General features: G+C 55.9%; 23 protein-coding genes. 12 read left to right on the top strand and 11 right to left on the bottom strand.

Annotated elements, in window-relative coordinates:
- The first annotated feature begins 35 nt into the window (after positions 1-35).
- The 3 genes from KQX66_RS25895 (at position 36) to KQX66_RS25885 (ending at position 3,919) form a co-directional block, all read left to right on the top strand.
- On the top strand, positions 36-1,211 hold the full coding sequence (locus KQX66_RS25895) for a galactokinase (protein ID WP_216795680.1): 1,176 nt from the start codon (positions 36-38) through the stop codon (positions 1,209-1,211).
- A 71-nt stretch (positions 1,212-1,282) separates the two neighbouring features.
- On the top strand, positions 1,283-2,269 hold the full coding sequence (gene galE, locus KQX66_RS25890; RefSeq protein WP_216795679.1) for a UDP-glucose 4-epimerase GalE: 987 nt from the start codon (positions 1,283-1,285) through the stop codon (positions 2,267-2,269).
- A gap of 57 nt (positions 2,270-2,326) precedes the next feature.
- On the top strand, positions 2,327-3,919 hold the full coding sequence (locus KQX66_RS25885) for a UDP-glucose--hexose-1-phosphate uridylyltransferase (protein ID WP_216795678.1): 1,593 nt from the start codon (positions 2,327-2,329) through the stop codon (positions 3,917-3,919).
- A gap of 306 nt (positions 3,920-4,225) precedes the next feature.
- Here KQX66_RS25885 and KQX66_RS25880 read toward each other — a convergent pair whose 3' ends face one another.
- The 3 genes from KQX66_RS25880 to KQX66_RS25870 all read right to left on the bottom strand — a co-directional run bounded on the left by KQX66_RS25880 (position 4,226) and on the right by KQX66_RS25870 (position 12,056).
- Positions 4,226-7,141: an ATP-binding protein gene (locus tag KQX66_RS25880; RefSeq protein WP_216795677.1), complete on the bottom strand. Its 2,916-nt coding sequence runs from the start codon at positions 7,139-7,141 to the stop codon at positions 4,226-4,228.
- 275 nt (positions 7,142-7,416) lie between these two features.
- Positions 7,417-10,467 (bottom strand): DEAD/DEAH box helicase, encoded by a 3,051-nt coding sequence (locus KQX66_RS25875; protein ID WP_216795676.1) that lies wholly within the window; start codon positions 10,465-10,467, stop codon positions 7,417-7,419.
- The gene (locus KQX66_RS25870) at positions 10,455-12,056 is read right to left on the bottom strand and encodes an SWIM zinc finger family protein (protein ID WP_216795675.1); all 1,602 of its coding nucleotides are present in this window, start codon (positions 12,054-12,056) and stop codon (positions 10,455-10,457) included. Before KQX66_RS25870 ends, KQX66_RS25875 begins: the two co-directional genes overlap by 13 nt.
- A 288-nt stretch (positions 12,057-12,344) precedes the next feature.
- On the opposite strand from KQX66_RS25870, the gene KQX66_RS25865 reads away from it, so the two are divergent.
- Together KQX66_RS25865 and KQX66_RS25860 are read left to right on the top strand one after the other, a co-directional pair.
- Positions 12,345-12,638 (top strand): hypothetical protein, encoded by a 294-nt coding sequence (locus KQX66_RS25865; RefSeq protein WP_216795674.1) that lies wholly within the window; start codon positions 12,345-12,347, stop codon positions 12,636-12,638.
- Between the two features lie 15 nt (positions 12,639-12,653).
- Positions 12,654-12,965, top strand: coding sequence for a 4a-hydroxytetrahydrobiopterin dehydratase (locus KQX66_RS25860; RefSeq protein WP_216795673.1), 312 nt, complete (start codon positions 12,654-12,656; stop codon positions 12,963-12,965).
- Positions 12,966-12,973: 8 nt separating this feature from the next.
- Here the strand turns inward: KQX66_RS25860 and KQX66_RS25855 are convergent, their stop codons facing one another.
- Genes KQX66_RS25855 through KQX66_RS25845 form a run of 3 tightly spaced genes read right to left on the bottom strand, consistent with a single transcriptional unit; the run spans position 12,974 to position 14,541 of the window.
- Entirely contained in the window at positions 12,974-13,531 is a 558-nt protein-coding gene (locus tag KQX66_RS25855) for a nucleotidyltransferase family protein (RefSeq protein WP_216795672.1), read from the bottom strand.
- Positions 13,532-13,547: 16 nt separating this feature from the next.
- The gene (locus tag KQX66_RS25850; protein WP_216795671.1) at positions 13,548-14,033 is read right to left on the bottom strand and encodes a DinB family protein; all 486 of its coding nucleotides are present in this window, start codon (positions 14,031-14,033) and stop codon (positions 13,548-13,550) included.
- 4 nt (positions 14,034-14,037) lie between these two features.
- A complete protein-coding gene (locus KQX66_RS25845; protein WP_216795670.1) occupies positions 14,038-14,541 on the bottom strand; it encodes a GNAT family N-acetyltransferase in 504 nt (167 codons plus the stop codon).
- Between the two features lie 105 nt (positions 14,542-14,646).
- Between KQX66_RS25845 and KQX66_RS25840 the strand changes: the two genes are divergently transcribed.
- The 4 genes from KQX66_RS25840 to KQX66_RS25825 all read left to right on the top strand — a co-directional run bounded on the left by KQX66_RS25840 (position 14,647) and on the right by KQX66_RS25825 (position 19,214).
- A complete protein-coding gene (locus tag KQX66_RS25840) occupies positions 14,647-15,483 on the top strand; it encodes a sulfurtransferase (protein WP_216795669.1) in 837 nt (278 codons plus the stop codon).
- 327 nt (positions 15,484-15,810) lie between these two features.
- Positions 15,811-16,383: a helix-turn-helix transcriptional regulator gene (locus KQX66_RS25835; protein ID WP_216795668.1), complete on the top strand. Its 573-nt coding sequence runs from the start codon at positions 15,811-15,813 to the stop codon at positions 16,381-16,383.
- The gene (locus tag KQX66_RS25830; protein WP_216795667.1) at positions 16,367-17,353 is read left to right on the top strand and encodes a BtrH N-terminal domain-containing protein; all 987 of its coding nucleotides are present in this window, start codon (positions 16,367-16,369) and stop codon (positions 17,351-17,353) included. The genes KQX66_RS25835 and KQX66_RS25830 overlap by 17 nt, the downstream gene beginning before the upstream one ends.
- Positions 17,354-17,708: 355 nt before the next feature.
- Complete coding sequence (locus KQX66_RS25825) at positions 17,709-19,214, top strand: alpha/beta hydrolase family protein (RefSeq protein ID WP_216795666.1); 1,506 nt, start codon at positions 17,709-17,711, stop codon at positions 19,212-19,214.
- 148 nt (positions 19,215-19,362) lie between these two features.
- Here KQX66_RS25825 and KQX66_RS25820 read toward each other — a convergent pair whose 3' ends face one another.
- Positions 19,363-19,848: a MarR family transcriptional regulator gene (locus KQX66_RS25820; RefSeq protein ID WP_216795665.1), complete on the bottom strand. Its 486-nt coding sequence runs from the start codon at positions 19,846-19,848 to the stop codon at positions 19,363-19,365.
- A gap of 156 nt (positions 19,849-20,004) precedes the next feature.
- Between KQX66_RS25820 and KQX66_RS25815 the strand changes: the two genes are divergently transcribed.
- The 3 genes from KQX66_RS25815 to KQX66_RS25805 all read left to right on the top strand — a co-directional run bounded on the left by KQX66_RS25815 (position 20,005) and on the right by KQX66_RS25805 (position 22,965).
- On the top strand, positions 20,005-20,433 hold the full coding sequence (locus KQX66_RS25815; protein WP_216795664.1) for an SgcJ/EcaC family oxidoreductase: 429 nt from the start codon (positions 20,005-20,007) through the stop codon (positions 20,431-20,433).
- Positions 20,434-20,621: 188 nt separating this feature from the next.
- Positions 20,622-22,205 (top strand): sigma-70 family RNA polymerase sigma factor, encoded by a 1,584-nt coding sequence (locus KQX66_RS25810; protein WP_216795663.1) that lies wholly within the window; start codon positions 20,622-20,624, stop codon positions 22,203-22,205.
- Positions 22,206-22,518: 313 nt separating this feature from the next.
- Positions 22,519-22,965 carry an OsmC family protein gene (locus tag KQX66_RS25805; protein ID WP_216795662.1) on the top strand — a complete coding sequence of 149 codons (447 nt, stop codon included), beginning with the start codon at positions 22,519-22,521 and terminating at the stop codon, positions 22,963-22,965.
- A gap of 129 nt (positions 22,966-23,094) precedes the next feature.
- Here the strand turns inward: KQX66_RS25805 and KQX66_RS25800 are convergent, their stop codons facing one another.
- From KQX66_RS25800 to KQX66_RS25785, 4 genes are all read right to left on the bottom strand, one after another.
- A complete protein-coding gene (locus tag KQX66_RS25800) occupies positions 23,095-23,922 on the bottom strand; it encodes an alpha/beta hydrolase (RefSeq protein WP_216795737.1) in 828 nt (275 codons plus the stop codon).
- Between the two features lie 253 nt (positions 23,923-24,175).
- The gene (locus tag KQX66_RS25795) at positions 24,176-24,817 is read right to left on the bottom strand and encodes a GNAT family N-acetyltransferase (RefSeq protein WP_216795661.1); all 642 of its coding nucleotides are present in this window, start codon (positions 24,815-24,817) and stop codon (positions 24,176-24,178) included.
- Between the two features lie 3 nt (positions 24,818-24,820).
- The gene (locus KQX66_RS25790; protein WP_216795660.1) at positions 24,821-25,375 is read right to left on the bottom strand and encodes a hypothetical protein; all 555 of its coding nucleotides are present in this window, start codon (positions 25,373-25,375) and stop codon (positions 24,821-24,823) included.
- 68 nt (positions 25,376-25,443) lie between these two features.
- The gene (locus KQX66_RS25785; protein WP_216795659.1) at positions 25,444-26,058 is read right to left on the bottom strand and encodes a TetR/AcrR family transcriptional regulator; all 615 of its coding nucleotides are present in this window, start codon (positions 26,056-26,058) and stop codon (positions 25,444-25,446) included.
- Positions 26,059-26,282 lie beyond the last annotated feature (224 nt).

Below are 26,282 nucleotides of genomic sequence, written 5' to 3'. Positions count from 1 at the left end.
CGTGTCTTCTTAAATCCATAACGAGGTGAACCGTCATGACGGAAGTCAAAGCATTGCAGGAGCAGTTTGTCGAGCTGTACGGAGGAGATAGCTCCAATCCTATCCGGGCGTTTCATGCGCCGGGGCGCGTCAATCTGATCGGGGAACATACCGACTACAACGGGGGCTACGTATTCCCGGCCGCTCTGACGTTCGGCACGACGATGCTGATCCGGAAGCGGGAGGACGATCAGGTGGGCTTCGCTTCCACCAACTTTCCGCTGCGCAAGCATATTTCCATTCAGCAGGTCGAATTCCGCGCTGAAGACGGTTGGATCAATTATCCGAAGGGCATTATCCGCGAACTGCAAAAGCGGGGGCTATCCGTCGGCGGTTACGATATTTTGTACAGCGGGGCGATTCCGAACGGCTCCGGTCTTTCCTCTTCGGCTTCTATTGAAGTGGTGACGGCCTACGGCCTGCTCACGATGGAAGGGCAGCCGACGGACAAGGTGGGGATCGCGCTGCTGTCGCAAAAGGCCGAGAACGAGTTCATCGGCGTGCAGTGCGGCATCATGGATCAATTTGCGGTCGCGATGGGCAAGAAGGAGCACGCGATTTTGCTCATGTGCGATACGCTGGAATATAAGCACGTGCCGTTCGTCAGCGGTGAATACAAGCTGGTGATCGGCAACACGAACAAAAAGCGCGGGCTCGTCGATTCGGCCTACAACGAGCGCCGTTCGCAGTGCGAGCAGGCGGTGAAGCATTTGGCTGCCGAATATCCCGACCTGACGCTGCTCGGTCAGCTGTCGCTGGAGCAATACCGGAGCGCGCAGCATCTGATCCCGGACGAAACGGTGCGCAAGCGGGCGCAGCACGTCGTCGAGGAGATCGACCGGGTGCTTCAGTCCATCGAGGTGCTGGAACGGGGAGACTTGGCAGCGTTCGGGCAGCTGATGATCGGCTCGCATAACTCGCTGCGCGACTTGTACGAGGTGACCGGCGTCGAGCTGGATACGATGGTGGAAGCGGCGCTCGCCGTTCCCGGCGTGCTTGGCTCGCGGATGACGGGCGCCGGCTTCGGCGGCTGCACGGTATCGTTGGTGCATCAAGACAGCGTGGAGCGGTTTGTCGGCGAAGTGGGCCGCGTATATAAGGAGAAGACCGGCTTGACCGCGGACTTCTATGTGTGCGACATTGGGAATGGCGTGCAGGAACTGCAGCTATAAGTATGATCGTCCGGCGATGAACGGACGGAACCCATAAATACATTCGGATTGACGGAAGGAGAGGCTGGACTATGGCCATTATGGTAACCGGAGGCGCGGGCTATATCGGCTCGCATACGGTAGCGGAGCTACTGGCAAAAGGCGAAGAGGTCGTTGTCGTCGACAATTTGCAGCAGGGACACCGGGAAGCGGTGCTTGGCGGCAAGCTGTACGTCGGGGACATTCGCGATGCGGACTTTTTAGACACGGTATTCCGCGAAAACGACATCGATGCCGTTATTCATTTCGCAGCGAGCTCGCTCGTCGGCGAAAGCATGCAACTGCCCGGCAAATATTATCATAACAACGTTTACGGGACGCTCTGCCTGCTGGAGAAAATGAACGAATACGGCGTCAAAAAAATCGTATTCTCGTCCACGGCGGCGACGTACGGCGAGCCCGAGAACGTTCCGATTCTGGAAACGGACCGGACGCTGCCGACGAACGCTTACGGCGAAACGAAGCTGGCCATGGAGAAGATGATGCGCTGGTTCGATACCGCACACGGCATCAAATACGTCTCGCTGCGCTATTTTAACGCAGCCGGCGCGCACGAAAGCGGCCGGATCGGCGAAGACCATTCGCCGGAGACCCATCTCGTGCCGATCATTCTGCAGGTAGCGCTCGGCAAGCGTGCGCATATCTCGATTTTCGGCGACGATTATGCGACGCCGGACGGCACATGCATCCGCGACTACATCCATGTGACGGACCTTGCGGACGCCCACATCCTGGCGGTGGAAAAGCTTCGCGCCGGCGGGGATAGCAGCGTGTACAATCTCGGTAACGGCAAAGGCTTCTCCGTCAAAGAAGTAATCGACATCGCGCGCGAAGTGACGGGACATGCGATTCCGGCGGTCGTCGAAGCCCGCAGAGCCGGAGACCCGGCGGTGCTTGTCGCCTCCTCGGAGCGCGGCAGAACGGAGCTCGGCTGGCAGCCGAAGCGGGACAGCCTGAAGCAAATCATCGCCTCCGCATGGGCTTGGCATCAAGCAAATTCGGACGGCTACGGCAAGTAAAATCACGGGTGCAGGCGTTCGGGCCGAAGGCCGGCCGATCCGAAGGAGTGGAGAACAATGGAACAAAGACAGATGGAAACGGAATTCGGCTCCCCCGACCGGAAGGCGGCCTATCGGGTCGAACGGCTGCTGCAATTCGGCCTGAAGCGCGGACTGCTGGAGCCGTTGGATATGTATGCGGCCCGCAACGGGCTGCTCGATCTGTTGCGAATCGGTGAGCCATACGAGGGCGAGCTGAGCGAGCCGGTGGCTGACAGCGCAGTGGAGCTGCTGGAGCCGCTGCTCGATTACGCGGCCGAATTGGGCCTGCTTGAAGAAAATAACACGACAGTGCGTGATCTGCTGGATGCCCGCTTGATGGGCCAGCTCATGCCTCGGGCATCCGAGCTTGTGCAACGGTTCTGGACGACCGCGAAGTCCGCAGGCGTCGAAGCGGCGACGGATGCTTTCTACAAGCTGTGCATCGATTCGAACTACATCCGGATGGACCGGATCGGCAAAAACATGTATTGGCTTGCGCCGACGGAATACGGCGATATCGAAATTACCGTAAACCTGTCCAAGCCGGAGAAAGACCCGAAAGAAATCGCGATGCTTCGAAACGCACCGCAGAGCCATTACCCCAAATGCCTGCTGTGCATCGAAAACGTGGGCTATGCCGGCAGGCTCAATCATCCGGCGCGGCAGAACCTGCGGGTCATTCCGGTTGAGTTGGCCGGGGAAACGTGGTATTTTCAGTACTCGCCTTACGTATATTACAACGAGCACAGCATCATTTTCGACCGGGAGCACCGGCCAATGAAGACGTCGAAGGAGACGTTCGAGCGCCTGCTCGATTTCGTGGAGCGCTTCCCGCATTATTTCGTCGGCTCGAATGCCGACCTGCCGATCGTCGGCGGCTCGATCCTGAACCACGATCATTTTCAAGGCGGACGGCACAAGTTCCCGATGGAAAAGGCGGGCGTCGAGGAGAGCTTCAGTCATCCGGATTATCCCGGCGTGAAGATCGGTATCGTCAAATGGCCGATGTCGGTCATCCGCATCGCCGCCCACAACCGCGATCAGCTGTTGAAGTTCGCCACGGCGATTCTGGACGCGTGGAAGTCTTACAGCGACCCGTCGCAAGATATCTTCGCGTTTACGGAGCAGGCGGGCGTCAAGGTGCCGCATAACACGATCACCCCCATTGCCCGCAACAATGCGAGCGGGGAATACGAGCTCGATCTGGTGCTGCGCAACAACCGGACCAGCGAGGAGCATCCCGACGGCATTTTTCACCCGCATAAGGAGCTTCACCACATCAAGAAAGAGAATATCGGCTTGATCGAGGTGATGGGGCTCGCCGTGCTGCCGGGTCGTCTCAAGGACGAGCTGGAGCTGGCGTCCAGGCTGCTGACCGGAGAAGAGAAGCTGGACGGGAAGATTACGGGCGATCCGTCGCATCCGCTGCACAAGCACGCCGAGTGGCTGGAGGAGCTTGTCGGGCGTTACGGTACGGCGATGCCGGAGGAGGAAGCGAGGCAGGCGCTGCAAACGGAGACGGGCCGCAAGTTCGCGGACGTGCTGCGCGACGCGGGCGTGTACAAGCGCAGCGAGCAAGGAATGGAGCGGTTCCGGGCATTTTTGTGGCACCTTGGGGTGCGGGCTTAATGCAGGAACGGAGAATACTTGTCGAATTTAATTTTGCCCTTATTTGCTATAGAGGAACCAGAGTGATTTAAGTTTGTCGAAAAATGTTTGTTTCCCCCAAAAATCGGGCCATTAGCGCACTATAGGTTCGTTATTTGTAGAGGAACGCGAATTTTGGACGAGATAAGGCAGGATTAGTTCCGCTAACAACCTCCGAGACAGGCCCATGCCTCTTCAGCTTAATCTAAAAAGACCCCCATCCGGGCACCGTGTTGACGGAGCGCCGAATGGGGGTCTTGCCGCTTCTTCATCGAATTGGGGCTGGGGCTATCCCGCCCGGGAGCCTTCGTCGCCGGAAGGCCGGCGCATCTTCGGCTCGATCTCGATCAGATCGGACTTTCGGGTGATCTCTTCGACTTCGATGCCGTTTTTGGCGAGCGTGTTGGTCAAGAAATTTTCATCCTGTGCCGGGAAAATGTACGACGGATGCCGATCGGTGTTGCTCAGCAGCTGCTCGGCCACCTGCAGCAGCTTATCCATCGAGAACGGCTTGCGCAAAAACTTCTCGATGTCTTTCTCGTGATAATCTTGCGGAGGCTCCAGAGCCGTGGATACGATAACCGGGGTCCGATAAAATTTCGGATGGCGATACAGCTCGCCGATGAAATCCCAGCCGTTCTTCGTTCCTTCCAAATGAATGTCCACGATACACAGTCTCGGACCGCCCTCTTCGATCCGGTGTAGGGCCAGAATGCCTTCCTCGGCCGAGCGCACGTGCATCGTCGGTATATGCAGCTTGGCGAGCGCGACTTGAATCAGCTTCGCCAAATTATCGTCATCCTCCAAAATCATGATGCTGTTGTCTGCCATACCGACCCGGTAAGCTTGGAGCGTCACGGTGAAGGTCGATCCTGACCCCATCTCCGATTCGAACGCAATCGTGCCCTCATGGCCTTCGACGATTTCCCGCACGATAGACAGCCCAAGGCCTGTTCCGCCGATCTGCCTGCGGTCGGAATTGTCGACGCGGTAAAATTTGGAGAATAGCTTATCCTTGGCTTCCTCCGGGATGCCGAGGCCGTAATCCTGAACCAGAAATTGTACGGCTTGGCCGTCCTGCCGGAGCGTCAGATCGACGCGGTCCGCCTGAGGCGAATATTTGATCGCGTTGCTGAGCAGATTGTGCGCGACCTGCATCAGCCGGTCCGCATCGCCGCGCACCCACACTTCATGCTGCGGCAGATGCAGCGAAATGTCGTGGCTTTGCTTGCCTCGCCATTGCTCGACCACCTCCTGCAGCAATCCTCCCAGCTCCACCGGGGCAAAATGATAAATTTGCTTGCCGGATTCCATCCGCTGCAGATCCAAAAAGTCGTTGATCAGCGTCGAAAGGCGGGTCGCCTCTTTATAGACGGTTTGCAGGTACCGCTGCTGCTTCTCCGGCGTAAGCTGGCGGTTGAGCAAAATCTCGATAAATCCGAGAACGCTCGCCAGCGGCGTCCGCAGCTCGTGCGAAACGATGCTGATGAATTCGTTTTTCATCTCGTCGACTTTCTCTTCCTCGGTCCGGTCGCGGAACACGAACAGGAAGCCGAGCTCCTCGTCATGGCGTTCGACCATCATTCGGATGGCGTACAGCTCCACATATCTTTGCTGTTCCTCCCCGTCGGTGATGGAGAAGCGTTCCGTCAGCTTGTTCAAGTCGCCGCGCAGCAGACCGCGAATCGATTGGGAAACGCGGGCAAAGCTCGGCGAGCGATCGAGCAGCTCCTGACTGATCTCGGTGATCGATTCGCCGGCGCGTCCGCTAAGCCGGAGGAAATCGTTCATGCGATGATTGAAAAACATCAGCTTCCCGGAAGCATCGCACATCATCATGCCCTCGTGTGTCGATTCGAGGATGTTGGTGATCAGGTCGCGCTGCTCCTCCATCGCCGCCTTTTCCTGTTGAAGCTGCTCGTAGAGCGCCTCCAGGCGGGCGGCTTGGCGGCGGCGCTCCTCGTTCATCTGCTGCGCCAGGAAGGCAAGTCCGAACTGGCGGATGAGGCCTTTGGCCAGCCGCGTTTTTTGCTCGTCCGGCGAAGTGAGATAGCCGGTCAGCAGCAGGAAGCCGGTCGCTTCATGCTCATCGTTGAACAGCGGATAATAGCGGTCTATCGCGTGGGTGATGCCTTGATGGAAGCCGCCTTCCTGGGCGCTGGCTTGACGCACGCACTCCAGCGGCATTTTCTCCTTCAGGACGCGCCGCGCCGTGCCGAAGAGCTCGCTTTCCAGCATCGTGGACAGCGTCGACGGATAGCCGATGGCATAGGCGACCTGATAAGCCGCTTCCGTCCCGTCACCGTCCGGCGTTTTCAAGACAAGCAGAGCTGCGTCAAGGTGCAGCGACTCCAGCAGCGCCGGGAGGGCAGCGTTCAAAAAGTCGGCCATGTCCGTCGAGCCGGTCAGCTTTTCTTGATAGCTGCTGATGGCCTCCAGCTCCAGCTCGCGCTGCGACAGCTTCTCCAGCGTCGCTTCCTGCTCCTCCTGCTGGGCAACAATCTCTTCGTTCTGCACTTCCAGACTTTCCGCCATGAACCGGTACGTTTCTTCACTTTTGCGCAGCTTGGCTTCCGCCTGATTGGCCCGGTTGAAGATGAAGAACGAGAACAGGCCGACGATAATGGCGATTCCGCCTCCGATGAAAACGATGATGCGCGCCCGTTTCTCTGCGGTTTGAGCCGATGAATACGCTTCCGATGCAATGAGCTCGATCTCGGCAGTCAGCTTCGTATGAATTTGGCGAAAGCGGTCCATCTGGTTTTTGCCCATAGATACCCGCTTAATTGCATCCGGCAGCTTCCCGTCGCGGATCAGCTCGATTTGGCTGGCGTAATGCTCTTGCATCCGCTGAATTTGCGGGATGGCATCGCCTTCCATGACGCTGCGCAGGCCGGGGTGTTTTTTCTGAAACGCAGCCATGGCAAGCAAGTCGTCCTGCAGTTGGGCTTTGCCGAAGTCGTAGGGCTCCAGGTATTTTTCATCTTGCGTTACTTCGTAGCCCCGAAGCCCGGATTCCATATTGATCAGGTCGATCAGCAAGCTTTCGGCCAGATTGTTGAGCGGAATCACTTCGTTAACGACGCTCTTCAGTTCCTGCTCCGTACTGGAGGATGCGATAAAGCTGGAGACGCTGATCATCACGAGCAGGGAAATCACGACGATCACGTAACCCAATGAAATTTTCGATCGAGTCATATTCATGGCAGAGCCACCTTCTCGGTATATAGACATTCTTTTTTTGTACGTTCCTAGTTCGACAAAAGCCGGGTAAATCCTCTATGACGAACGGTGCTTTTCGAGCCGGTACGCAAAAAAATATCGCTGCTTTGCCGAAAAGAGCGGCTTATGACGACATGAGTTGAAGGATGTTGGGAAGCTTTGGATTCCTATTGTTTTTGGGGTAAGGAAGGGAAGGGGAAAAGGGGAGGGGGGCTTACCGCAGGCCTGCGTTTCCTGCCGGCGAATGGCGGAGCGGCTCAGTCGCGCTCCACCCATTCGCTGCGCAGGGAGAACAATTCTTTCAAGTCGTCCGTCGACAGCTCGGTGATCCACTGCTCGCCGGTGCCGACGATTTGCTGGCTCAGTCCGAGCTTCTTGTCGATCATCTCGTCGATGCGTTCCTCCAGCGTGCCCAGCGTGACGAATTTGTGCACCTGCACATGGCGCGTCTGGCCGATCCGGAAAGCGCGGTCCGTCGCTTGGTTCTCCACGGCGGGATTCCACCAGCGGTCGAAATGGAACACGTGATTCGCCGCGGTCAGATTAAGTCCGGTGCCGCCGGCTTTGAGCGACAGCAGGAAAATGCCCGAATCGTTCTCTTCCGGCGGCGCTTCGCCTTGGAACGTTTCGATCATGCGGTCCCGCTCCACTTTGGAGCTGCCTCCGTGAAGAAAGGGCACCTTGCCTCCGAACTCTTCTTCCAGCACCCGCTGCAGCAGATGCCCCGTCTCCACGAATTGGGTGAAAATGAGGCACTTGTCGCCTTCCTGCCGCAGCTCCTGCACCATTTCCAGCAGCCGTTCGACCTTGTTCGACCGTTCTCGCCACGGCGCCCGGACGGCATCCTTGGCGAGCAGCGCCGGATGGTTGCAGATCTGCTTCAGCTTCGTCAGCGCGGCGAGAATCATCCCGCGGCGCTCCATGGCCGACAGCTTGTCGATCCGCTCGAACATGTCTTGAATATAGTTCTCGTACAGCGTCGCTTGCTCGGCCGTGAGCGAGACGTACGTTTTGTACTCGTACTTTTCCGGCAGATCGAGCTGAATGGACGGGTCCTTCTTGACGCGCCGCAGCAGGAAGGGCCGGATCAGCCGCTGCACTTTGGCGATGAGCTCCTTGTCCTGCGTGCGCTCGATGGCACCGACGTACCGCTGGGTGAAATCGCGCAGCGTGCCGAGATAGCCCGGGTTGAGAAAATCGAAGATCGACCACAGCTCGGTCAGCCGATTCTCGATCGGGGTCCCGGTCAGGGCGATCCGGTGCCGTCCGGCGAGCTTGCGGATCGATTGCGCCTGCTTCGTGTAGGCGTTCTTAATGTTCTGCGCTTCGTCGAGGCAGATCGATTCCCACGAAACGGAGCCAAGCTCCGTCTCGTCCAGATGCGACAGCGTGTACGTTGTGAGCACAAGATCGCTCTCGCCGCAGCTCTCGGCGAAGCTGTTTCCTTTGGCACGGGCCGGTCCGTAATGCAGATGCACGCGCAGGTCCGGTGCGAAGCGCTGCAGCTCCTTCTGCCAATTGCCCAGCACGGATGTCGGACAGATCAGCAGGGAAGGGGCTTTTTCACCAGTCTGCGGCATGTCGGCCGCTTGGGTATCGGCGACCACCCGCTGCTCCCGGAGATGCAGCAAATACGTGATCATCTGGATCGTCTTGCCGAGCCCCATGTCGTCGGCCAGACAGCCGCCGAGGCCGCACTCGCGCAAGAATACGAGCCACGAGATGCCTTCCACCTGATACGGACGCAGCTTGCCGCGGAAGCTGTCCGGCGGCTCCAGCAGCGGAGGGCGCTTCGCGTGATTCAGCAGATCGACAAGCTCTTGAAGCTGCTCGTCAAGCTCGACTTCCATATTGATCGTACGGTGGAAGTCTTTGTCCTCTTCGCCTTCGCTGGAGCCGAGCAGGTGAAGCTCCAGCACGTCCCGGAACGACAGCCCCTGCTTCTTCTCGACCTGATGCATGACGCGCTGGAGCTGGGCGAGATGAACCGGGTCAAGCTGGACCCACTGCCCGCGGATTTGCACGAGCCGCCGGTTCTGTTCCAGCAGCTCGCGGAATTCGGCTTCGGTCAGCTCGACGTCGCCCAGTGCGATTTTCCAATCGAACTGCATGAGCTGATTCAAGCCGAACATCGACTGCGGGCCGGAGCCGACCGACGATTTGATCTTCGCTTTGAGGCGCGGACGCCATCTGCGGATGCGTTCCCACCAAGCGGGCAGGATGACCGAATAGCCCGCTTCCATCAGGCGCAGGCTGCCTTTGGCCAGCAGCTCCCACGCCTCGTCCGGCGTCAGCGTGCTGCGCAACCCGGCTTCGCCCTCGGCCAGCCATGGCAGCATGCGCCGCCATTTCGCCGCATCGCGCGCGGCGCGGCCGAGATGCGCGCGCCACTCGGCGGGGAGCGCCTCAGCCGCGGCGGCCGCCATGGCTTCGCGGTCCGCGGCGCTATCCGCGGGCGCTTCCGCTTCAGGCGGCGCAACGCCGCCCGCCGCATCGCCGCCCGCCGCATCGCTCACGGCCTCGTCCGCGGCCGTCCCTCCGGCCTCCGGCTCCGCCGCGGCCCAACCGGCGACGGCGGACGGGGCCACCTCGTGCTGCACATCCTTGTCGCTGCGGTCCTGCAGCACGACGCGAAGCGGCCAGGCGCTGCCGGACTCCGTCGGCTCTTCGAGCTTCAGGCACGTGCGGAACGGCGTGCCGTCGGACTGCCAGCCGATGGAGATGAGCCAGTCCTCCTCGTCCATCCACAGCTCGGCTGCCTGGCCGCCCCCTCGTCCCAGCAGCGGAAACGAGCGCTCCAGCTGCTCCAGGCTCTGGCGCATGACGCCGTCCTCCTGAATCCACGCCGGGATAAGCAGGTCCAGCCAATGCTGCGCGACCGGCGAGGCGGACCAGGCAGCTGCCGCCTCGGGCAGCTGCAGCTTCCAGCCGAGCTCTCCGGCCTTCCACTTGGCGAAATCCGGCATGAAGCGGCCGTGCGTCAGCGCTTCCTTGACATAGGGCGCAAGCTGCGTCAGCTCCTTCAGCTCGCGGGCGAAAGCAAGCCGCTGGTGCCGGACGACGCCCGGCGCCGCAAAATAGTCAAGCGCTTCCAGCACAGGCAGCAGCAATCCTTCGACGTTCTGCGACTCGACGACTTCGATGAACGTTCCGTAGAAGGAGGGCTCGTGCCAAGCGAACAGCCAGTCCCGCAAATCGTAAGCGTCGCAGACGCCGCCGTTATAGCGGGCGCCCCACAGGAAGAAGCCGCCCTGCGGCGCCCAGCGCACATGGACGTGGGTGAGGCCCGTATCGGTCATGGAATCCATTTTCCTTTCCTCAGCTCTTCCTGCAGCGCGCGCAGGCGCGAATATTTCATCGCCAGCCGGTAAATGAAATCTTCCCAGTCGTTCGACCGGTTCAATTTTTTGTATAGGGTGCTCAGCTTTTTAAGCAAGCGCACAGCGTTTTTGTAGGCCGTCCGGTTTTTCTCTGCGATGCAACGCTCTACCGCCTGGTGAAACAGAGGCAGCATCAGCGACGGGTCGTGCTTTTCGACCGTTTGCAAATCGAGTGAGTACAAATCCAGTGGCGAGACGCGGTTCGAGAGCTGCAAGTCGATCCAAGCCTTATAGCGCTGCGCCTTCATCAAGTAAGCCGTATAGAAATGGTACGTCCGCGGCAGCAGGGCGATCATGACCGACACCCACTCGCCGTCGTCGGTCTGCTGCTGCACCGCCTCCATCCAATATTGGCAAAACTGCCGCAGCTCCTCCTGCTGGGCCCGCTGCACGACCGGCAGCAGCCAGCGAAGCCAGGCCAGCATCCGGTCCCACGCTTCTTCCTCGTAGCAGCGGTGCAGATAGAGGAAGTAGTCCCGCGCTTCCCGCTTGGACAGCGCTTCGAGCTTCTCCCGCGCCGCGTCGTCGTCGCCTTCGATCACGTCAAAATGCGCCTCCGCCAGCAGCAGCGCATCCCGCCGCCTCGGCATCAGCTCGGGCGATTCCAGCATGAGCCGCAGCCGGGCGCGTTCCTCCGCCATCCATGCAGGATAGCTTGTCATCCGCCACCAGACGCTGCGGTATACGGTAGACCACGACAAAGGCGATTCCTTTCCCGACAGCGCCGCCTCCGCCAGCAGACCGAGCGTCTCCTTCCAGGGAGCCGAAGCTTTTTCCGCCAGAAGGGCGACATCGAGCCGGGGCGCCAGCCGCAGCAGCTCCTCCAGACATTGGCGGCCGACCGTCCGGCAGCCCGTTTCGATATAGTAAGAAAGGTAGGACGTTTTCGTCTCCTGATAAAATTGTTCGATTTTCCGCATCACGAAGAACAGCACATGAAGCGAGTACAGCCCCCGCAGCGGCTGCTCCCAGCCTTCGCCGTAGGGCAGCAGCTTTTCCTTGACTGTACTGTAGAACAGCTCGATCGACTGCTGCTGGTTGAGGGAGAAGCCGTAAAACTGCTGGTCAAAAAACTTCTGCCACTGGGGCGGCGTCTGATCCGGGGCCGGAGACTCGAACCGGTCCTGCCGCTTCTCCGCCGCCTTGGAGACCGCCGTCTGCTTGGCCTGCTGCCGCGAACGCACGGCGATCGCCTGCTTGAGCTGCTGCAGCAGCAGCTCCGGACGGCCAAACGGCGCGTACAGAGCGAAAGCGACGGCGGCCATATGCTTGCAGTTGTCCCCGTCCGGGCAGCTGCATTCGCTTTTGCCGAACTGGTCCAGATCGAGAATCACTTCGTAGCGCTTCGTACCGCGTACCAAAGCATGCACTTCCACGCCATGCTTCAGCTCCAACTCCGCCACTTGTCCCTTGTGGTAATAAGCCCATCCGCGCTCAAGTCTGGCCGGGTCGAAATTGTCGCGCAGATGCCCGATCAGTTCATTCATTCGATTTTTCGGAATCTGCAGCTTCAGCATGTTTCGCCCACCGCCCTTTTTGTCTATCCTTATAGTGTACCAGATTTTGCATCGGAATGCGTGCCGGATCAAGGCCGAAATGCGACTTTTTTTCCTCATATACGGCTTTATGCTGCGGTTGCGGGCAGTCCGGTTTCCGAGTACAATGAGTCAAAAGGATTGCCAAAACTTGATTGCCGTTGCCGGCCGCCCGGCCGCGTGCCGCCGTCTCTTCGGAGAGCAGGAACATACGGACAAGGCGAATCAGATACGCGGAAACGTCGGTGGCAACGGGAAAGGCGGAGAACGATGGGCATTAAATTCGGCAGGGAATACCGCGACATTATCGACGATTTCACGAATGCGCTGCAAGAAATTGAACGCTGCCACGAGTTTCTGGAAATGTCGTCCGAGGACTGGGGCGAATTGAACGAAGGCGAGCGGAAGGAGTGCATCAAGACGCTGGCCGACGATTTGTTCTACGGGCTCGGGACGGAAGCGCAGATGAGCGTCGGCGACTGTACCGTCACGCACGACCCGAAGCGGCATGTCATCCGCATCGATCAAGGGGAAGCGCTAACAAGGGTCATACACTTGGTATAAGGGGGGCGGCAGGGCATGGGGAGCAAGCTGACGGCGGAGGAAGTAAAGGCGCGGCTGTCCGGTTTTGAGAGCTGGACGGTGGAAGAGGGGAAGTGGCTGGTGAAAAAATACCGCTTCTCCTCCTTCACGGGCAGTATCGCGTTTGTGAACCGGATCGCCGACATCGCGGAGGCCATGAACCATCACCCGATGATTGCTATCGATTATCGGATGGTGACACTCCGTCTTACGTCGTGGAATGCGGGCGGATTGACCGAGCTCGACTTCGCGAGCGTCGTCCGGTATGACGAGGCTTATGCCGGAAGCGCAGACGATCGCACGCCGTAGCGCTTGCTTTAGCCTTCCGCCTCTGTCATAGCTGCAAGCACGCGTGCGCGCACTTCAGCCGGCAGGGGCTGCCGTAAGGCGGCCTCCAGCCGGTCCCGCCGAATGCCTTGCCGCTTCAGGCAGGCTTCGATGAGATCGGCTTTGCCGCCTCGTCCGGGCATAAGCAGGTACAGCACGAACCAATCTTCCAGCGGCGTCAGCGGGACGAAGACGCCCTCCAGCGGCTCGACCCGCGTGTCTGCGTCCCTGCGCCAATCCAGCCGGTATACGCCTTCCGCATGACGGATGCCGAGCAAGCCCATGACATCGACTTCCGTACCGAATATGGTGTAATGGGTAAAGTATTTGGTGCAGAACGGCTCCTTCGGCTGCAGCTCTTCGTACGTTCCGAGCCGGCTTAGCAGCTCATGCGTCCGCAGCGCATCGTGCTCCGCGACGAGCAGATCGATGTCGTTGGGACAGTCGATGAGTCCGTGGAACCAGAGCATGGACGAACCTCCAAGCCCCCAGTCGACGGCATTGCTGTTCAAAACTTCCGCGATCCGCAGCAGCGCATCTTTTTTCATTCGATGATCTCCACTCTTAGCTCGATGCTCTCAAAAATTCGCGAATTTGCGCGATATGATGCCGGTCATGCCAGACGAAATCCGGGATGTACCCCGAGATAACGAACGGCTTGCCGTCCAAGTCCGGAAACGACCGGCGGAACTCCGTCTCGGGCAACCCTTCCAGCGTATCCACAAGCCGGCTGCGCCATAATACGAGCTCCTCCATGAGCTTGCCGCCGGATTGATCCCGCCCATACTGCGCCGCCCGGGCGTTAAACGCGTCAAAATCCAGATGCTTCAGCGTCAGCGGCTTGCCTTCCGCGATTTTGCCGACCGCCGATTCGTAGAAATACTGGTCCCACAGCAGCAGATGCCCGATCACTTCCTTCATCGTCCACTTGCCTGGGGCGATAGGCTTGTCCCATGTCCGCTCGTCCACGCCGCGGATTTCCTCCGCAAAAGCTAGCAGCCCGCGAAACTCGTCCAGCAGCTCGGCCTTCGATCGTACGTCATTTCCCATTGTCTTATCCTCCTTCGTTAATCGTGCCTGTCCATACCATGCAGTGAAACTCGCCGGACCCTTCCGGCGTCGGGCGTTCATACGTATCCGTGATGACAAAGCCTGCCCGCTCGTAGGTCCGGATGGCCCGTTGATTCCATGTCAGCACTTCCAGATCGATTTCGTTGCCCGGTGAGCTGCGCTTGGCCTCGCTGACGATGGCGCGAACAAACGCCGTGCCGCTGCCTTGGCCGCACAAGTCCGGCCGCAGTCCGAGTCCGAGGCGCGTGACGCCGACCATCGGGAAAAATTGCGCAAAGCCGCATAGCTCCCCGGATTCGTCAAGTACGGCACGGTACTGCGCCTCGCGGATGCGCGGATCGCCGAATTCTTCGCCGCGTGCCACCATTCGCTCCCACGGGTCCCAATGGTACAAATCGTAGGGAGGCGGATACTTCCACGTACAGATGTCGCTTCCGTGCTCTTCCCGCATCGGAACGAGACGGAAGCTTTTCATTTCGATTGGCATTGTTCCTCCTGCTTGTTGCGCCGACGATTGCGCTTCCGCCGGGCATTTTTCCGTTGTATACTGATAACTATACCGTATTTCATCCCATCTAAGGAAGTGATTGGTTTGAAGCATATTGTAAGCCAACCGTGGCTCTTCGAACATGGTACGGACGATCACATCGTCATCGCAGACTGCCGGTTCACGCTGGGGAAGTCGGAATCGGGGAAGCAAAGCTACGACATCGATCACATTCCCGGCGCGGTGTATTTTGACCTGGAGCGCGACCTGTCGGGCCCGATCACGGAGCATGGCGGCCGCCATCCGCTCCCTGACGTGCAGGAGCTTGCGGCGAAGCTGGGGCAAGCGGGTATCCATGCCGGCTCCACCGTCGTCGCTTACGACGATCAGGGCGGAGCGATGGCTTCGCGCTTGTGGTGGCTGCTCACCTACCTTGGTCATGAGAAGGTATATCTTTTGGACGGAGGCTACAGCAAGTGGAAGGAAGCGGGCTATCCCGTCACCGACGAGCCGCCGCTGCTGCGCGAGGCCGTATTTACGCCCCGCGTGCGCGAAGACTTGGCTGTTAGCGTCGAGCAGGTCAAGGAACGGCTGGGCAAGCCCGGCGTGACGTTGATCGATTCCCGCGAAGCGAAGCGCTATCTCGGCATCGAGGAGCCGATCGACAAAGTTGCCGGACATATTCCCGGCGCGAAGTCGTATTTTTGGAAGGACGCCTTGGACGAGACCGGCGCTTGGAAGAGCGAAGCTGCGCTGGCCGATCGTTTCGGAGGGCTTCGTCAGGCGGAGGAGATCATCGTCTATTGCGGTTCCGGTGTGACCGCCTGCCCGAATGTGCTCGCGCTGAGCGAAGCGGGGCTGAACAATGTGAAGCTGTACCCCGGAAGCTGGAGCGATTGGATATCGTATAGCGAGAATCCGATCGCGACGGGAGAAGAGTAAGAGCCGAGAGGCCGCGTCGGACGCGGGTTGGAGGGCTGCGACAGGTTGCCGTGAGGCGGACTGTTGCGGCCCTCTTTGGGCTTGTTTGCAAACAGCTTGCAAACAAGAAGCCGGAGAAAGCAGTTGCAGCAGGCCCAGAGCCAGCCACGGTTCAACAATTGAGACAGGTTACTGTTGAAAAGCTCGTCCAGTATATCCATCCACAAACGTGCGCGGTGTCTTTGGCTTGGGAACAAGAGTCCGACCGTCATGCTAGGGTAGCTCTTCTTGATTTTATATTTCACTAGTGTTATATTACACATATGGAATATAAAAAGGAGATAACCAATGAATCGTCTTTCCAACGTGGAATTTATGTTGCTGCAAATTATTGCGGAATCCAAACAAGCGTCGGGGTATCAAATCAATAAGTTGATAGAGCTTAGAGGCTACAGGGAATGGGCGAATATAGGTACGACTTCTATTTACGCCGGATTGCAGAAACTGAAAGACAAACGACTGATCCGATCCGAAGATTCCGTCCATAAGTCTGGCAAAGGACCTTTGCCGTCCACGTATGTCATGATGGAAGCCGGTATAGAAACATTAAGGAATGAAATCATCGTAAGCCTATCTTCTGCGCGGGAACGGGATAACCGTTTCGATCTCGGACTCGCGGCTCTCCCTTTTATAGGGGAAGATGAAGCCGTGGAAGCTTTGCGGAAACGGCAGAACTTTCTAGAGGAGACATTGAGGAACTTAGGTCAGAAATATGAATCGCAAGGCGGCTATCGATTGCCATTGCACGTTAGGGCTCTTTTCCTTCACCCGATGAGTCTCATCGAGACTGAAAAGGCATTTGTCGCAAATCTGATCAGTGAACTAACAGGGGAACTGGAGGGACATGCCCATGTTGATTGAAGGTTTTGCTCTTTTTCAGGGAGAACACTGCGAGACGACAGCGATGGGCAATCTCCTTCAACATCAAGGTGTTCGATTATCGGAGCCGATGTTATTCGGTATAGGGCAAGGTTTGGGATTCATTTATTGGGATTCGAAGGGAATGGACTTTCCTTTTATTGGGGGTAGAGTAAAGCCTGATGAACTGTCTGCTTGCATAGCATCCCGGCTCAATTTGAATATCAGGGTGCAAGAAACCTCGTCTGTTACAAAAGCATGGCAGAACGTGCAAAGCTGCATAGACCGTGGAATTCCTGTGGGGCTTAAATTAGATTCGTATTATTTAGATTACTTTACGAACAAAATACACTTTGCAGCCCACTATGCGGTGATATATGGCATGGATGACGAATATGCCTATATGGCAGACACAAGCCAACAAGGCGGACTCGTGACAACGCGATTGTCGAGTTTGACTATGGCAAGAAACGCAAAGGGGCCCATGAGCTCCAGGAATCGCTCCTTTACGATCGAGCAAACGGATACCCTTCCGCCGCTTGCACCCGCCATACGATCATCCCTTATCAACAATGCTCGTGACTATTTGAATCCGCCTATCCGCAATATGGGCAATAAAGGAATCAAAAAAATGAGCGATGAAATCCTGAATTGGCCTTCTAGAAGCAAGGATTTAGGGAAAGATCTGTGTTTGACCGCTTTATTGATGGAAAGAGCGGGGACCGGCGGCGCCTTATTTCGAAACCTGTATCGAGATTTTCTAAAAGAATGCGTGGATTTGTTCGGTGATTCTAAATTAGAGCAGGCATACTTTCTGTTTACGGAAATCGCGCCGATGTGGAACGGTGTTTCGGCATCGATTGATAATGCGGGAAGAACCGGAAATCAACAGGAGCTAAGACTTGCATCCGAGCTTCTAGCCGACATTGCGGAGAAAGAACGATTAGCCATGGAGTTTTTATTGACAATTTAACTTTATAATTGTGGATATCGTATAGCAAGAATCCGATCGCGACTGGAGAAGAGTAAGAGCCGAAAGACCGCGTCCGACGCGGGTGGAGGGCTGTGACAGGTTATGAGTAAGTAACCTGTTGCGGCCCTCTTTGGCGTTCTCGTTCAACAACCACAGTCCGGCAGGATAGCATCCCCAACTGGAAACTTTCTATGCGAGCGGGAGGGTTCGTCTATGATATTCCGCAAAGAATTGAGCTCGTAGCGCAACCTTACAAGAGTGTAAGGCAATGTCATCTAGATCAATGGTATCAACCTAGTTGCTTCTGTATACTAATTCTATCCATCGATGGGATTAGTTTTTAGGGGGAGTTGGCGTGAGGCTTTTTGAAATGCTGCTATTCTTTTCAAGTGCTTGTTTGTTGGCACTCCTGTTCATTTTCAATCAACGTATCCGAAGATCAGCTTTGCTCCTGCCAAGCGGAGCCGGCTCCATTTTTTTAGTGATACATTTTCTTGTCGAAGGATACAGGGTTCAGCTTTTATTTTTATACGGATTTACGCTCCTGATGCTTATGCTTTCGCTTATAGACGTTTTCATAACGCGGAAAGCCGTTCGGACCGCCTCGCGAATCCGTAGGGTGCTGGGCCGCCTTTTTATCGTGATTGGGCTAATCGTAACGGCGTGCTTCCTCTATGTGTTTCCCGTATTCGACCTCCCGGCGCCAACGGGCGAGTTGAAGGTAGGCACGCAAGTCTTTCATTTCGTCGATCCAAACCGGGAGGAGACATTTGGCAAAACCGCGACAGGCAAAAGGGAATTGATGGTTCAGGTATGGTATCCGGCTCAAGCTGGCACCGGCAAGTACGCTCCCTATATCCCCGATACCCGGATTTTACGTTATATGGCGGCGAACTATGGCCTTCCCGGGTTTACTTTTCAACACCTGAAGTACGTATCCAGCCATGCTTATTCGGAGGCCGAAGTCTCCTCGGCACAGACTTCATACCCGCTGATCCTTGCGAATCCCGGCTTCAGTTCCTCCAGGTTCCTCCACACGTCGCAAGCCGAAAATCTCGCGAGTCACGGATATATCGTGGCAGTGATCGACCACACCTACAATACATTTGCAACCGAGTTTCCGGACGGTCGAATCACGACCAGCACAACCAACGACTTATTCTCGCCCGACCATGATTACCGGACGGAAAGCGGAAACCGCGATAAGTTGGGAAAAGTGTTAACCGGCGATGTGACGTTTTCGCTGGACCAATTCGAGCTCATCCAATCGGGGCACATTCCAAGTCAGCTAAAAGGGAGGATTGATCTCGGCCATGTCGGGGTGTTCGGTCATTCCATCGGCGGAGCGACGGCCTATGACGCTTCTTACGATCCGCGAATCGCGGTTGGAATAGACTTAGATGGAGGGCTTTATCGACTGCGTGACAGAGAGGGTCTGCGAAAGCCGTTTTTGTTCATGAACTCGGAAAGTGAATTTGAAAGATTAAAAATGGTGATGGATAACCGGGTCTACACGGATGCAGAGCTTAACCGTATGGGCAACACAAGAGAGTGGATGGATCAAGTAACGGAAGACAAAAAGTTAGAGCTTGAACGGATGCGCGAAACGGTTGCCGCAGGGGGACAATTCCTCTATATCGACAATACGGAGCATTTGAATTTTACCGACGTACAGTTCATTTCTCCGATTTTTAAAATGCTGGGCATTACAGGAAAGATTGCGCCCGAAAGAGCGAACTCCGTTATCAATGCCTATATGCTGGATTTCTTCGATATGTATCTGAAAAATCAAGGCGGAATCTTAATGAAAGGACCGGATAGCCGCTTTCCGGAGGTGAAGTTCGTAACCTCGCTATTATAACTACGGAACAGGCTACCGATACTGCGGCAGCCTGTTCTCTTTGAGCTATCGTACCCGTTTCCTTAAGCGTGGCTCGGCAGAGCCGTTTTGAGGGCTGTGACAGACCAGCATGGGCTGGCTGTTGCAGTCTTTTTTTCTCCCAAGCCAATCAGCCCTGCTTCAGCTTGTCCATCTCTTCCAAAGTCATCGCGTTGCACCGCTTGATAAAATAGAGGATCACGCGCAGCTCCTGTTCGCTATAATCCCTCAAAATGTTGTGCGTTGCCCGGAAAACCGAGTCGAATAGCGGGGGAATCGTTTCGGACTCCCGGCCGGTAGGCTTGACGACGACGCGTCTGCGGTCGTTCGGGTCCTTATCCCGTATGACATATCCCGCCTGTTCCAGCCGGTCGATCACGTTCGTGACCGCCCCGGTAGTCAAACCGGTTAACTCGGCCAACCGTCCGGCGGTTACCGGTCCGGCGCTGTTCAGAAAGTCGAGGCATTTGTGGTCTGTCGCGTTCAATCCGAGCTTATCGGATATGAGCTGATGGAACATGACGGCCCGTGCGCTGTTTTGACGCAATTCGAGGAGCAGTTCCTGCTGCAAGGGAGTAAGCTGTGGGACAGCATGGTTATGTTGATCGCTTGACATAAGGAGACCTCCGGTATAAGATAAAAATATATCTTAATCAATTAAGATATATATCTGATTAAGATGATTTATACATTAAGTATTTATCTGGTCAACAGTATATCACAACCGGAAGGCGCAGCCAAAAATCCAACAATTGAGAGGACGGAACCGGAAATGGAATACCAACAAAGAGACATGCAAGCGATGCAGGAATTGTTTACGGCATTAAGCGATGCCTGGAATCGGGGCGACGGAGCTGCTTTTGGCGAATGCTTCACGGACGACGCGGATTACGTGACGTTTATGGGGCAGCATTTAAAAGGGAAGAAGCAGATTGTGGAGGTCCATCAATGGCTATTTCACGGTCCGCTCAAAGGCTCGACCTTGGAATCCAGTGCCACTGCCGAATTACGGCCGCGGTTCGTCACCCCGGAAGTAGCCATTGTCCATGGAATCGGAGAAGCGAAATTGGCCGATCCGGCGCAGGACCCCTCGGACCGGGGATCCATCAATACGAACGTGGTGGTCAAACAAAACGGAGAGTGGAAAATTACAGCGTTCCACAATTGTCGCATTCAAGAAATTCCGGGAGGCAGGGGCTAACTGTTAAAAATAAGGTCGAGGCTTCGTTCGAAACATCGGTGGGGGTGCAGCGGGCTGCTTTTGGGCAGCTTGGTGCTCCCCCTTTTTGGCTTATTTTCGTTATTATAGAACTTGCGAAGCTTTTGTAACCTTTGTGCCCTCCTTCGGCACCTTATACTGGAGCGGCAATGAAAGGGGGCGAAATTCACATGCTGCACTGGGTTGAACGGGCAAAACAGGGGGATCGGGAAGCTTTTGACCTTATCGTCCGGCGTTTTGAAGCGATGGCTTATGCGGTTGCATACGATAGGCTGCGTGACTCCTATTTGGCCGAGGATGCCGTGCAGGAGGCGTTTGCGGAAGCTTTTGTCCATTTGCACAAGCTGAAGGAAGCGGAAGCTTTTCCCGGATGGTTTAAAACGATCGTGATTCGTCAATGTCACCGCCTCATGCGGAGGAAACGGCATCCAACGGTGCCGTTCGATCAATTGACACAAACGATCGGGCGACAGCCAAGCGTACCGGAGATTGTCGAAAAAAAAGAATTGCATCAGCTGCTTCATAATTCCATATCGGCTTTATCGTCCAACTTGCGCGTCGCGGTCCAACTGTTTTATTTTCAGGGCTACGCTCTGCAAGAGATTTCCGCGTATTTAGGAACGTCAATTCCGGTATTGAAAAAGAGGCTGTTCGACGCCCGTGCGAAGCTGAAAGGAACGCTCCCCGTAGCCGATTTCGTCTCCGTATTTCACCAATTGTACGAAGGAGGAAAGCGAATGCTGCACATTGTTAATGGCGATATCGTTGCGGAAAAGCTGCGGCAGGGCGTCGTCCAAGGCGACATTCTTGTCTGGAGAGAGGTGTATCCCGAAGGCCCCGTATTTACCGACCCGGCCGAGGCGGCCAATCGATCGGTTCGGGCGCGTTATTTGGAACAGGCGATGGGAATTCCGAGTGCGGAATTTATACGTATAAGCGAAGATCAGGAGAAGGTACGGGCAAACTTTCGCAACTACGAGGAAATCGTGCTGTGGTTTGAGCATGATTTGTTCGATCAGACGATGCTCTGCTGCTTGCTTCATTGGTTTGCGGAGCAGACGCTAGGCGCAACGAAGCTAAGCTTGCTGTGTATCGGGGCCTTCCCGGGAATCGAGCTTTTTCGGGGATTGGGGCAGCTGTCCGTGAACCAAATGGTGACCTTGTCGGGCACTTGGCAGACGGTTGGCAAGGAACAGCTCGAACTGGGCGCCATCGTCTGGGAGGCTTACTGCGCCCCGGACCCGGGCAAGTTAGTTCAACTGCTTGAAGAGGAAGATACCTCCGCGCTGCCCTATGTGCAAGACGCTTTTCGGCTTCATTTATCGCGGTTTCCCTCGACCCGGAACGGACTTGGCATAGTAGAACAAACCACACTGGAGATGGTCCGCGGCGGCATGACTTCTCCGCTGGACTTGTTCGGGCATATAGGAAAAGAGCTTCATGGGCTGGGCATGGGAGATCTTCAATATTGGCACCGCTTGGCTAAACTGTCGCAAGGTCCGTACCCGTTGCTGAAGCTCGAAGGTTTCAATGCTTTTCCCGGCTATAAGGACCAGGTGCCGTCATTTCGTCACGGTACGGTTGCATTAACGGAAATGGGTAGAAGGGTGCTGGATGGGGAAGCGGATTGGATTGCTTTAAACGGCATCGACGAATGGTACGGCGGCGTACATCCGCAGGGCCGGTCGACCCCATGGCGCTGGGATGCGTCTCACAACACGCTCGTCTCATGGACAACCGCTAATGGGGAGTAATGACGTTGGCCGGTTCGATTTTAGGGTGCGATTGACGCGGTATGTCGATTTTATCCAGCATCTCGGGCATCCCGGCACCCCGACGGATTTTGGCTTCTACCTGTACACTTTAAGTCAATCCTAATAGCAGCATGTTAAATCAGAAGCAGTCTGGCGCCTTGGGGCCAGACTGCTTTCTTTGCCAGGGAGGCTGTCTGATCGCCCCGGTATCATTGACAAAATACCAAATTCATCCTATAATACCCATAATACCTAGTTAATAAGTTGGTTTTGGGAAGCCGGAACGCACTCGATAATCAAAGGAGAGTATACCATGGCCGCGGTTCAAACCTTCAAAGCAACAGCACATTTGCAAGACGGAGTGAAAGTGAAGGCCCGTTCCAGACAGTTCGAACTGACCATCGACGAGCCGAAAAGCTTGGGTGGGACGGATACCGGGATGAATCCGGTGGAAGCGCTGCTGGCTTCGCTAGGCGCTTGCCAATCGATCGTAGCCAGAGTCTATGCGCCCAAGTTTGGGGTCAAACTCGACGATTTCCAAGTGGACGTGGAGGGCGACCTTGATCTCGACGGATTTTTCAATCGGTCGGAGGTTCGTCCGGGCTACTCCGAAATCCGCTATACGTTTCGAATTAAAACCGATTCGCCAAAGGACAAGGTGGAGGAATTTATCCGGTTCATCGAGAGCAAATGCCCGGTAGGAGACACGATCGCCAATCCGGTCAATCTCAAATTAAACAGCATCGTTATCGAGAGCTGAGAGAATATGAAAAAAGCCGCGGGGACGCGGAATGTTAGAGCTGCAGCAGACCGCCGTCGGGCGGCTGCCGCAGCTTTTTTGCGCTTTATTCCTGCACCTTTCCGGCTCCAGAACGCTCGACCACAAATTTTACGAACGACCAACCTCCAATTGCTGATCGCCTTCCGAAGCGAACCGCAGGGCGCGGCTGATCAACACCGGGAGCACCGAGACGTGCCCCTCGCCCTCGAACTCATGGAACTTCACACGCACGCCGCGGCGCGCGAGAGCGGACAGTCGTTCCGCAAGCTCCTTCGCATTATCGTTCATATGGCTGTGATGATCTTTCTCGCGCTCTCCCGCCGCGAGCAGCACTCCGACGTTGCAGGGCTCCTTCTCCAACCGGGAGGCGAATTGCCGTTCTTCTTCCAGCAGGATTCTTTTGCCCCAGTGAATGGAAGGACTTCCTGCGACGTACGTGTGGAACGTCCCCGGCCTTGTAAAAAGCGCATGCAGCACGAAGAGTCCGCCAAGCGAATGGCCGAAAATCGTTTGTCTGCCGCGGTCGATGCTGAACTCGCGTTCGATCTCCGGCTTCAGGTCCTCTTCGATGAAATTCAGGAAAGCATCCGCTCCGCCCAGCTCCGGCCACTCCGTTCCGCGCGGACTTTGAGGCAGCTCCGCTGCGGGTACGGGCATCGTGAAATCGTAATAGCGGGCGTTCGAAAACGGTCCTTCCGTATCATAGCCGATGCCGACGATCACGGCCGGAACGACTCCGGTTTTCTCGGGCCGTCTCGACTGCAATCGTATCGCCTCGGCCATCGTACCGAACACGGAATTCGCATCGAGCAAATAAATAACCGGATATCCCGAAGGGGGCGGCTCAATGTCCGGCTTGGCGACGAAAATGCGATACTCGCGATTTTCGGCCCGCGAACGCAAGATGCGCTGTTCTGTTCGAGGAAGGGTCACCAAGCCTCCGGCAGCAGTCTGTCCCTCCGTTGCGGATGATTCCCTTGTTTGATCGACCACCGTGTCCTTCCTCCCTGATTCTACGTTTTTGAACCGATCAAATTCCTGCAAAAGACGGTCATGTTCCACAATTATAAAGCACGCCCCCCTGCAGAGCCATGGACGATATCCGGAAATCCCTTGAGCCCTAATCCGAAAATAACAGGGAACGCCCGCCGAACTCTCGCGGTGGATCGACGCCTGCGCTTATTGAGCTCTAGGGGCGCGGTCTGAACATACAGTAGATGGTAACGGTGCCCAGTTTTCTCTTCTCTACGAGCCGATATCCGAACCGCTCATACAGGAGAACGTTGTCCTCGTTTTCCGTGTCCAATCCGATGCCGGCAGATGTCGGGTCTGCATCTGCAAGTGCATGAATTTCGTTCAGCAGCAGCTTGCCCAGCCCCGTCCCTTGATGCTCGGGGTCTACACCCACAAATACCAAATAATGATGAGGGACGGAGGGGCGGACGGAAGTCGTGAGCCGCATATACTCATTGATCAAAGCAAACGAGCGCGGCGGAACTTGACAGAGCAGCCCGATTGCCCGGCAGAGGAATCGCGCTTTCGCAAGGAATCCCGCATCCTTATAGCTTGTCGGAAGCTCCACGCATGCGGCGCCCCGCAGCGTGCCTTGTTCTTGAACGCCGATCAGCATTTCCTGCAGCAGCAGGCTCTTATGAAATAAAAAACTAAAAAAATGTCCGATATGGATGGATCGCCTTGCGCCAGGAAACAGATGGCGGAACATCGGATCATCGGAGAAAGCTTTCGGCAAAATGTCCCTAGCTTGAGCGGCGTGTGCAGTTCCCAAACGGATAATTTCCCGGCTGCAGGTTGAATGGTCCCGATCCGTCATCTTCTAATGCTCCCTCCGCGCATAATGATCCACCGCGAAGCTGAACACGACTTTAAAAATAAAGAAAAACAGCATGACGAGAAGAAGCTTGGGGATCGAGGCGAAGAACAGCAGCAGACCGGCAAACCCGGTGCATACGAAAACCGCCGCAATCGTTCGTTGAGCCGGATGCCCGAGGAGGGCATTGACGATAAAAGCCGACACGATCGTATAGCCCCAGACGAAAAGGCAAGGAATAAAGTACTCCCCCAAGACGGAAGCGAGCAGAAGGGGTTGAACATGAATGGCGATAAACACCAGTCGCGCCACCGGATGTGCCTGGTAGTGGTTGTTGGTCGATAGCGTGAAGTTGGCAATGACGCCGCCATGGATGTCCAACGCCAAGAGCAGAATGGCAAGCAGCTGCCACAGGACAAGCCCGCTCCACTCGGAATACGTCAGAGCAAGGAGCGCCGCGCTCATGCCGACGCCAAAACCTAAGGTTAGCGCCAACTCCAAGACGGTCGATCTTTTGCCGAACACTTCATGAAAAAAGGCCGGGATGTTTACAGGTTTCATGACAAATCCTCCTCAAATTTAAAATATGACCGTTCGAACGGTCAGTTTTATGCGAAACGATTTCCGGCTTACGCCGGGGAGTCGTCTTCGGCCAAGTGTCGGCAGAGCATGCTAACTTGCAGCCGCCAAGCTTGTTCGTACAGCTGACCGTTTCCGTTCAGCAAATAATGCAGGCCCATGCCGTCCATGTGCGAAAAGAGAAGTGCAGTCACGGATTCCAGCGTTTTTTTGTCGAGGGGACGGGGAGCCAGCCGGTTGAGCTGATGGCTTAAGAGCTCGGTGATTTTATCGGTACAGCTTAGGAGGGCTTCCCGATATTCCGATTTGAACATTCCTTCATGATAAAAGGAAAAAAAGGCTTTGAACACTTTAAGATAAGGTTCCGGCACTCGGAATACGGACTGCCCGAGCTGATGAAGAAACTGCTCCAAGTCCCGATATTCTTGCGTCATCGGCTCAAGGAGATCGTCGAACAAAATATGGAGCGTGCTGTGGAGGATTTCGTCGATCGATTTGAAATGGTGAAATATATTGCTTTTGCTCACGCCTGTCAGCTGCGCGAGCTTGGCCGCCGATACTTCTTTGATACCGTGCTCCGAAATGATGGCGATCGCAGCGTGTAAAATTCGTATCCGGGTTTGTTCGCCCTTTTCCATGCGTTTATCGTGTACTTTAGGGTCCATGAGAAGCTCCTTTCCGGATCATTATATAACTGACCAACCGGACAGTCAATATGCTCCGATGGACGGAAAAGAATGGTTCAAAAGTGATATGGGCTGGTAGGGGAGTGAGAAAATAGGTCCAATTTACCAGAAATATTGACAAATTGTGTCGAAAATCACATTGAAATGCCCTGCTTTTACCAGATATCATATAGTACATGCCGAATGGACGGGTAACCGTTGAA

It is taken from the genome of Paenibacillus oleatilyticus (assembly GCF_018998565.1).
Lineage (GTDB): Bacteria > Bacillota > Bacilli > Paenibacillales > NBRC-103111 > Paenibacillus_G > Paenibacillus_G oleatilyticus.
The sequence above is the reverse complement of the archived record's forward strand: the minus strand, read 5'-3'. Positions and strand labels throughout refer to the sequence as shown.

Bases quoted from the DNA above. Each gene is read 5' to 3' on its own strand.
- KQX66_RS25895 (WP_216795680.1), top strand. From the start codon at position 36: ATGACGGAAGTCAAAGCATTGCAGGAGCAGTTTGTCGAGCTGTACGGA.
- galE (WP_216795679.1), top strand. From the start codon at position 1,283: ATGGCCATTATGGTAACCGGAGGCGCGGGCTATATCGGCTCGCATACG.
- KQX66_RS25885 (WP_216795678.1), top strand. From the start codon at position 2,327: ATGGAACAAAGACAGATGGAAACGGAATTCGGCTCCCCCGACCGGAAG.
- KQX66_RS25880 (WP_216795677.1), bottom strand. From the start codon at position 7,141: ATGAATATGACTCGATCGAAAATTTCATTGGGTTACGTGATCGTCGTG.
- KQX66_RS25875 (WP_216795676.1), bottom strand. From the start codon at position 10,467: ATGGATTCCATGACCGATACGGGCCTCACCCACGTCCATGTGCGCTGG.
- KQX66_RS25870 (WP_216795675.1), bottom strand. From the start codon at position 12,056: ATGCTGAAGCTGCAGATTCCGAAAAATCGAATGAATGAACTGATCGGG.
- KQX66_RS25865 (WP_216795674.1), top strand. From the start codon at position 12,345: ATGGGCATTAAATTCGGCAGGGAATACCGCGACATTATCGACGATTTC.
- KQX66_RS25860 (WP_216795673.1), top strand. From the start codon at position 12,654: ATGGGGAGCAAGCTGACGGCGGAGGAAGTAAAGGCGCGGCTGTCCGGT.
- KQX66_RS25855 (WP_216795672.1), bottom strand. From the start codon at position 13,531: ATGAAAAAAGATGCGCTGCTGCGGATCGCGGAAGTTTTGAACAGCAAT.
- KQX66_RS25850 (WP_216795671.1), bottom strand. From the start codon at position 14,033: ATGGGAAATGACGTACGATCGAAGGCCGAGCTGCTGGACGAGTTTCGC.
- KQX66_RS25845 (WP_216795670.1), bottom strand. From the start codon at position 14,541: ATGCCAATCGAAATGAAAAGCTTCCGTCTCGTTCCGATGCGGGAAGAG.
- KQX66_RS25835 (WP_216795668.1), top strand. From the start codon at position 15,811: ATGAATCGTCTTTCCAACGTGGAATTTATGTTGCTGCAAATTATTGCG.
- KQX66_RS25830 (WP_216795667.1), top strand. From the start codon at position 16,367: ATGCCCATGTTGATTGAAGGTTTTGCTCTTTTTCAGGGAGAACACTGC.
- KQX66_RS25820 (WP_216795665.1), bottom strand. From the start codon at position 19,848: ATGTCAAGCGATCAACATAACCATGCTGTCCCACAGCTTACTCCCTTG.
- KQX66_RS25815 (WP_216795664.1), top strand. From the start codon at position 20,005: ATGGAATACCAACAAAGAGACATGCAAGCGATGCAGGAATTGTTTACG.
- KQX66_RS25810 (WP_216795663.1), top strand. From the start codon at position 20,622: ATGCTGCACTGGGTTGAACGGGCAAAACAGGGGGATCGGGAAGCTTTT.
- KQX66_RS25805 (WP_216795662.1), top strand. From the start codon at position 22,519: ATGGCCGCGGTTCAAACCTTCAAAGCAACAGCACATTTGCAAGACGGA.
- KQX66_RS25795 (WP_216795661.1), bottom strand. From the start codon at position 24,817: ATGACGGATCGGGACCATTCAACCTGCAGCCGGGAAATTATCCGTTTG.
- KQX66_RS25790 (WP_216795660.1), bottom strand. From the start codon at position 25,375: ATGAAACCTGTAAACATCCCGGCCTTTTTTCATGAAGTGTTCGGCAAA.
- KQX66_RS25785 (WP_216795659.1), bottom strand. From the start codon at position 26,058: ATGGACCCTAAAGTACACGATAAACGCATGGAAAAGGGCGAACAAACC.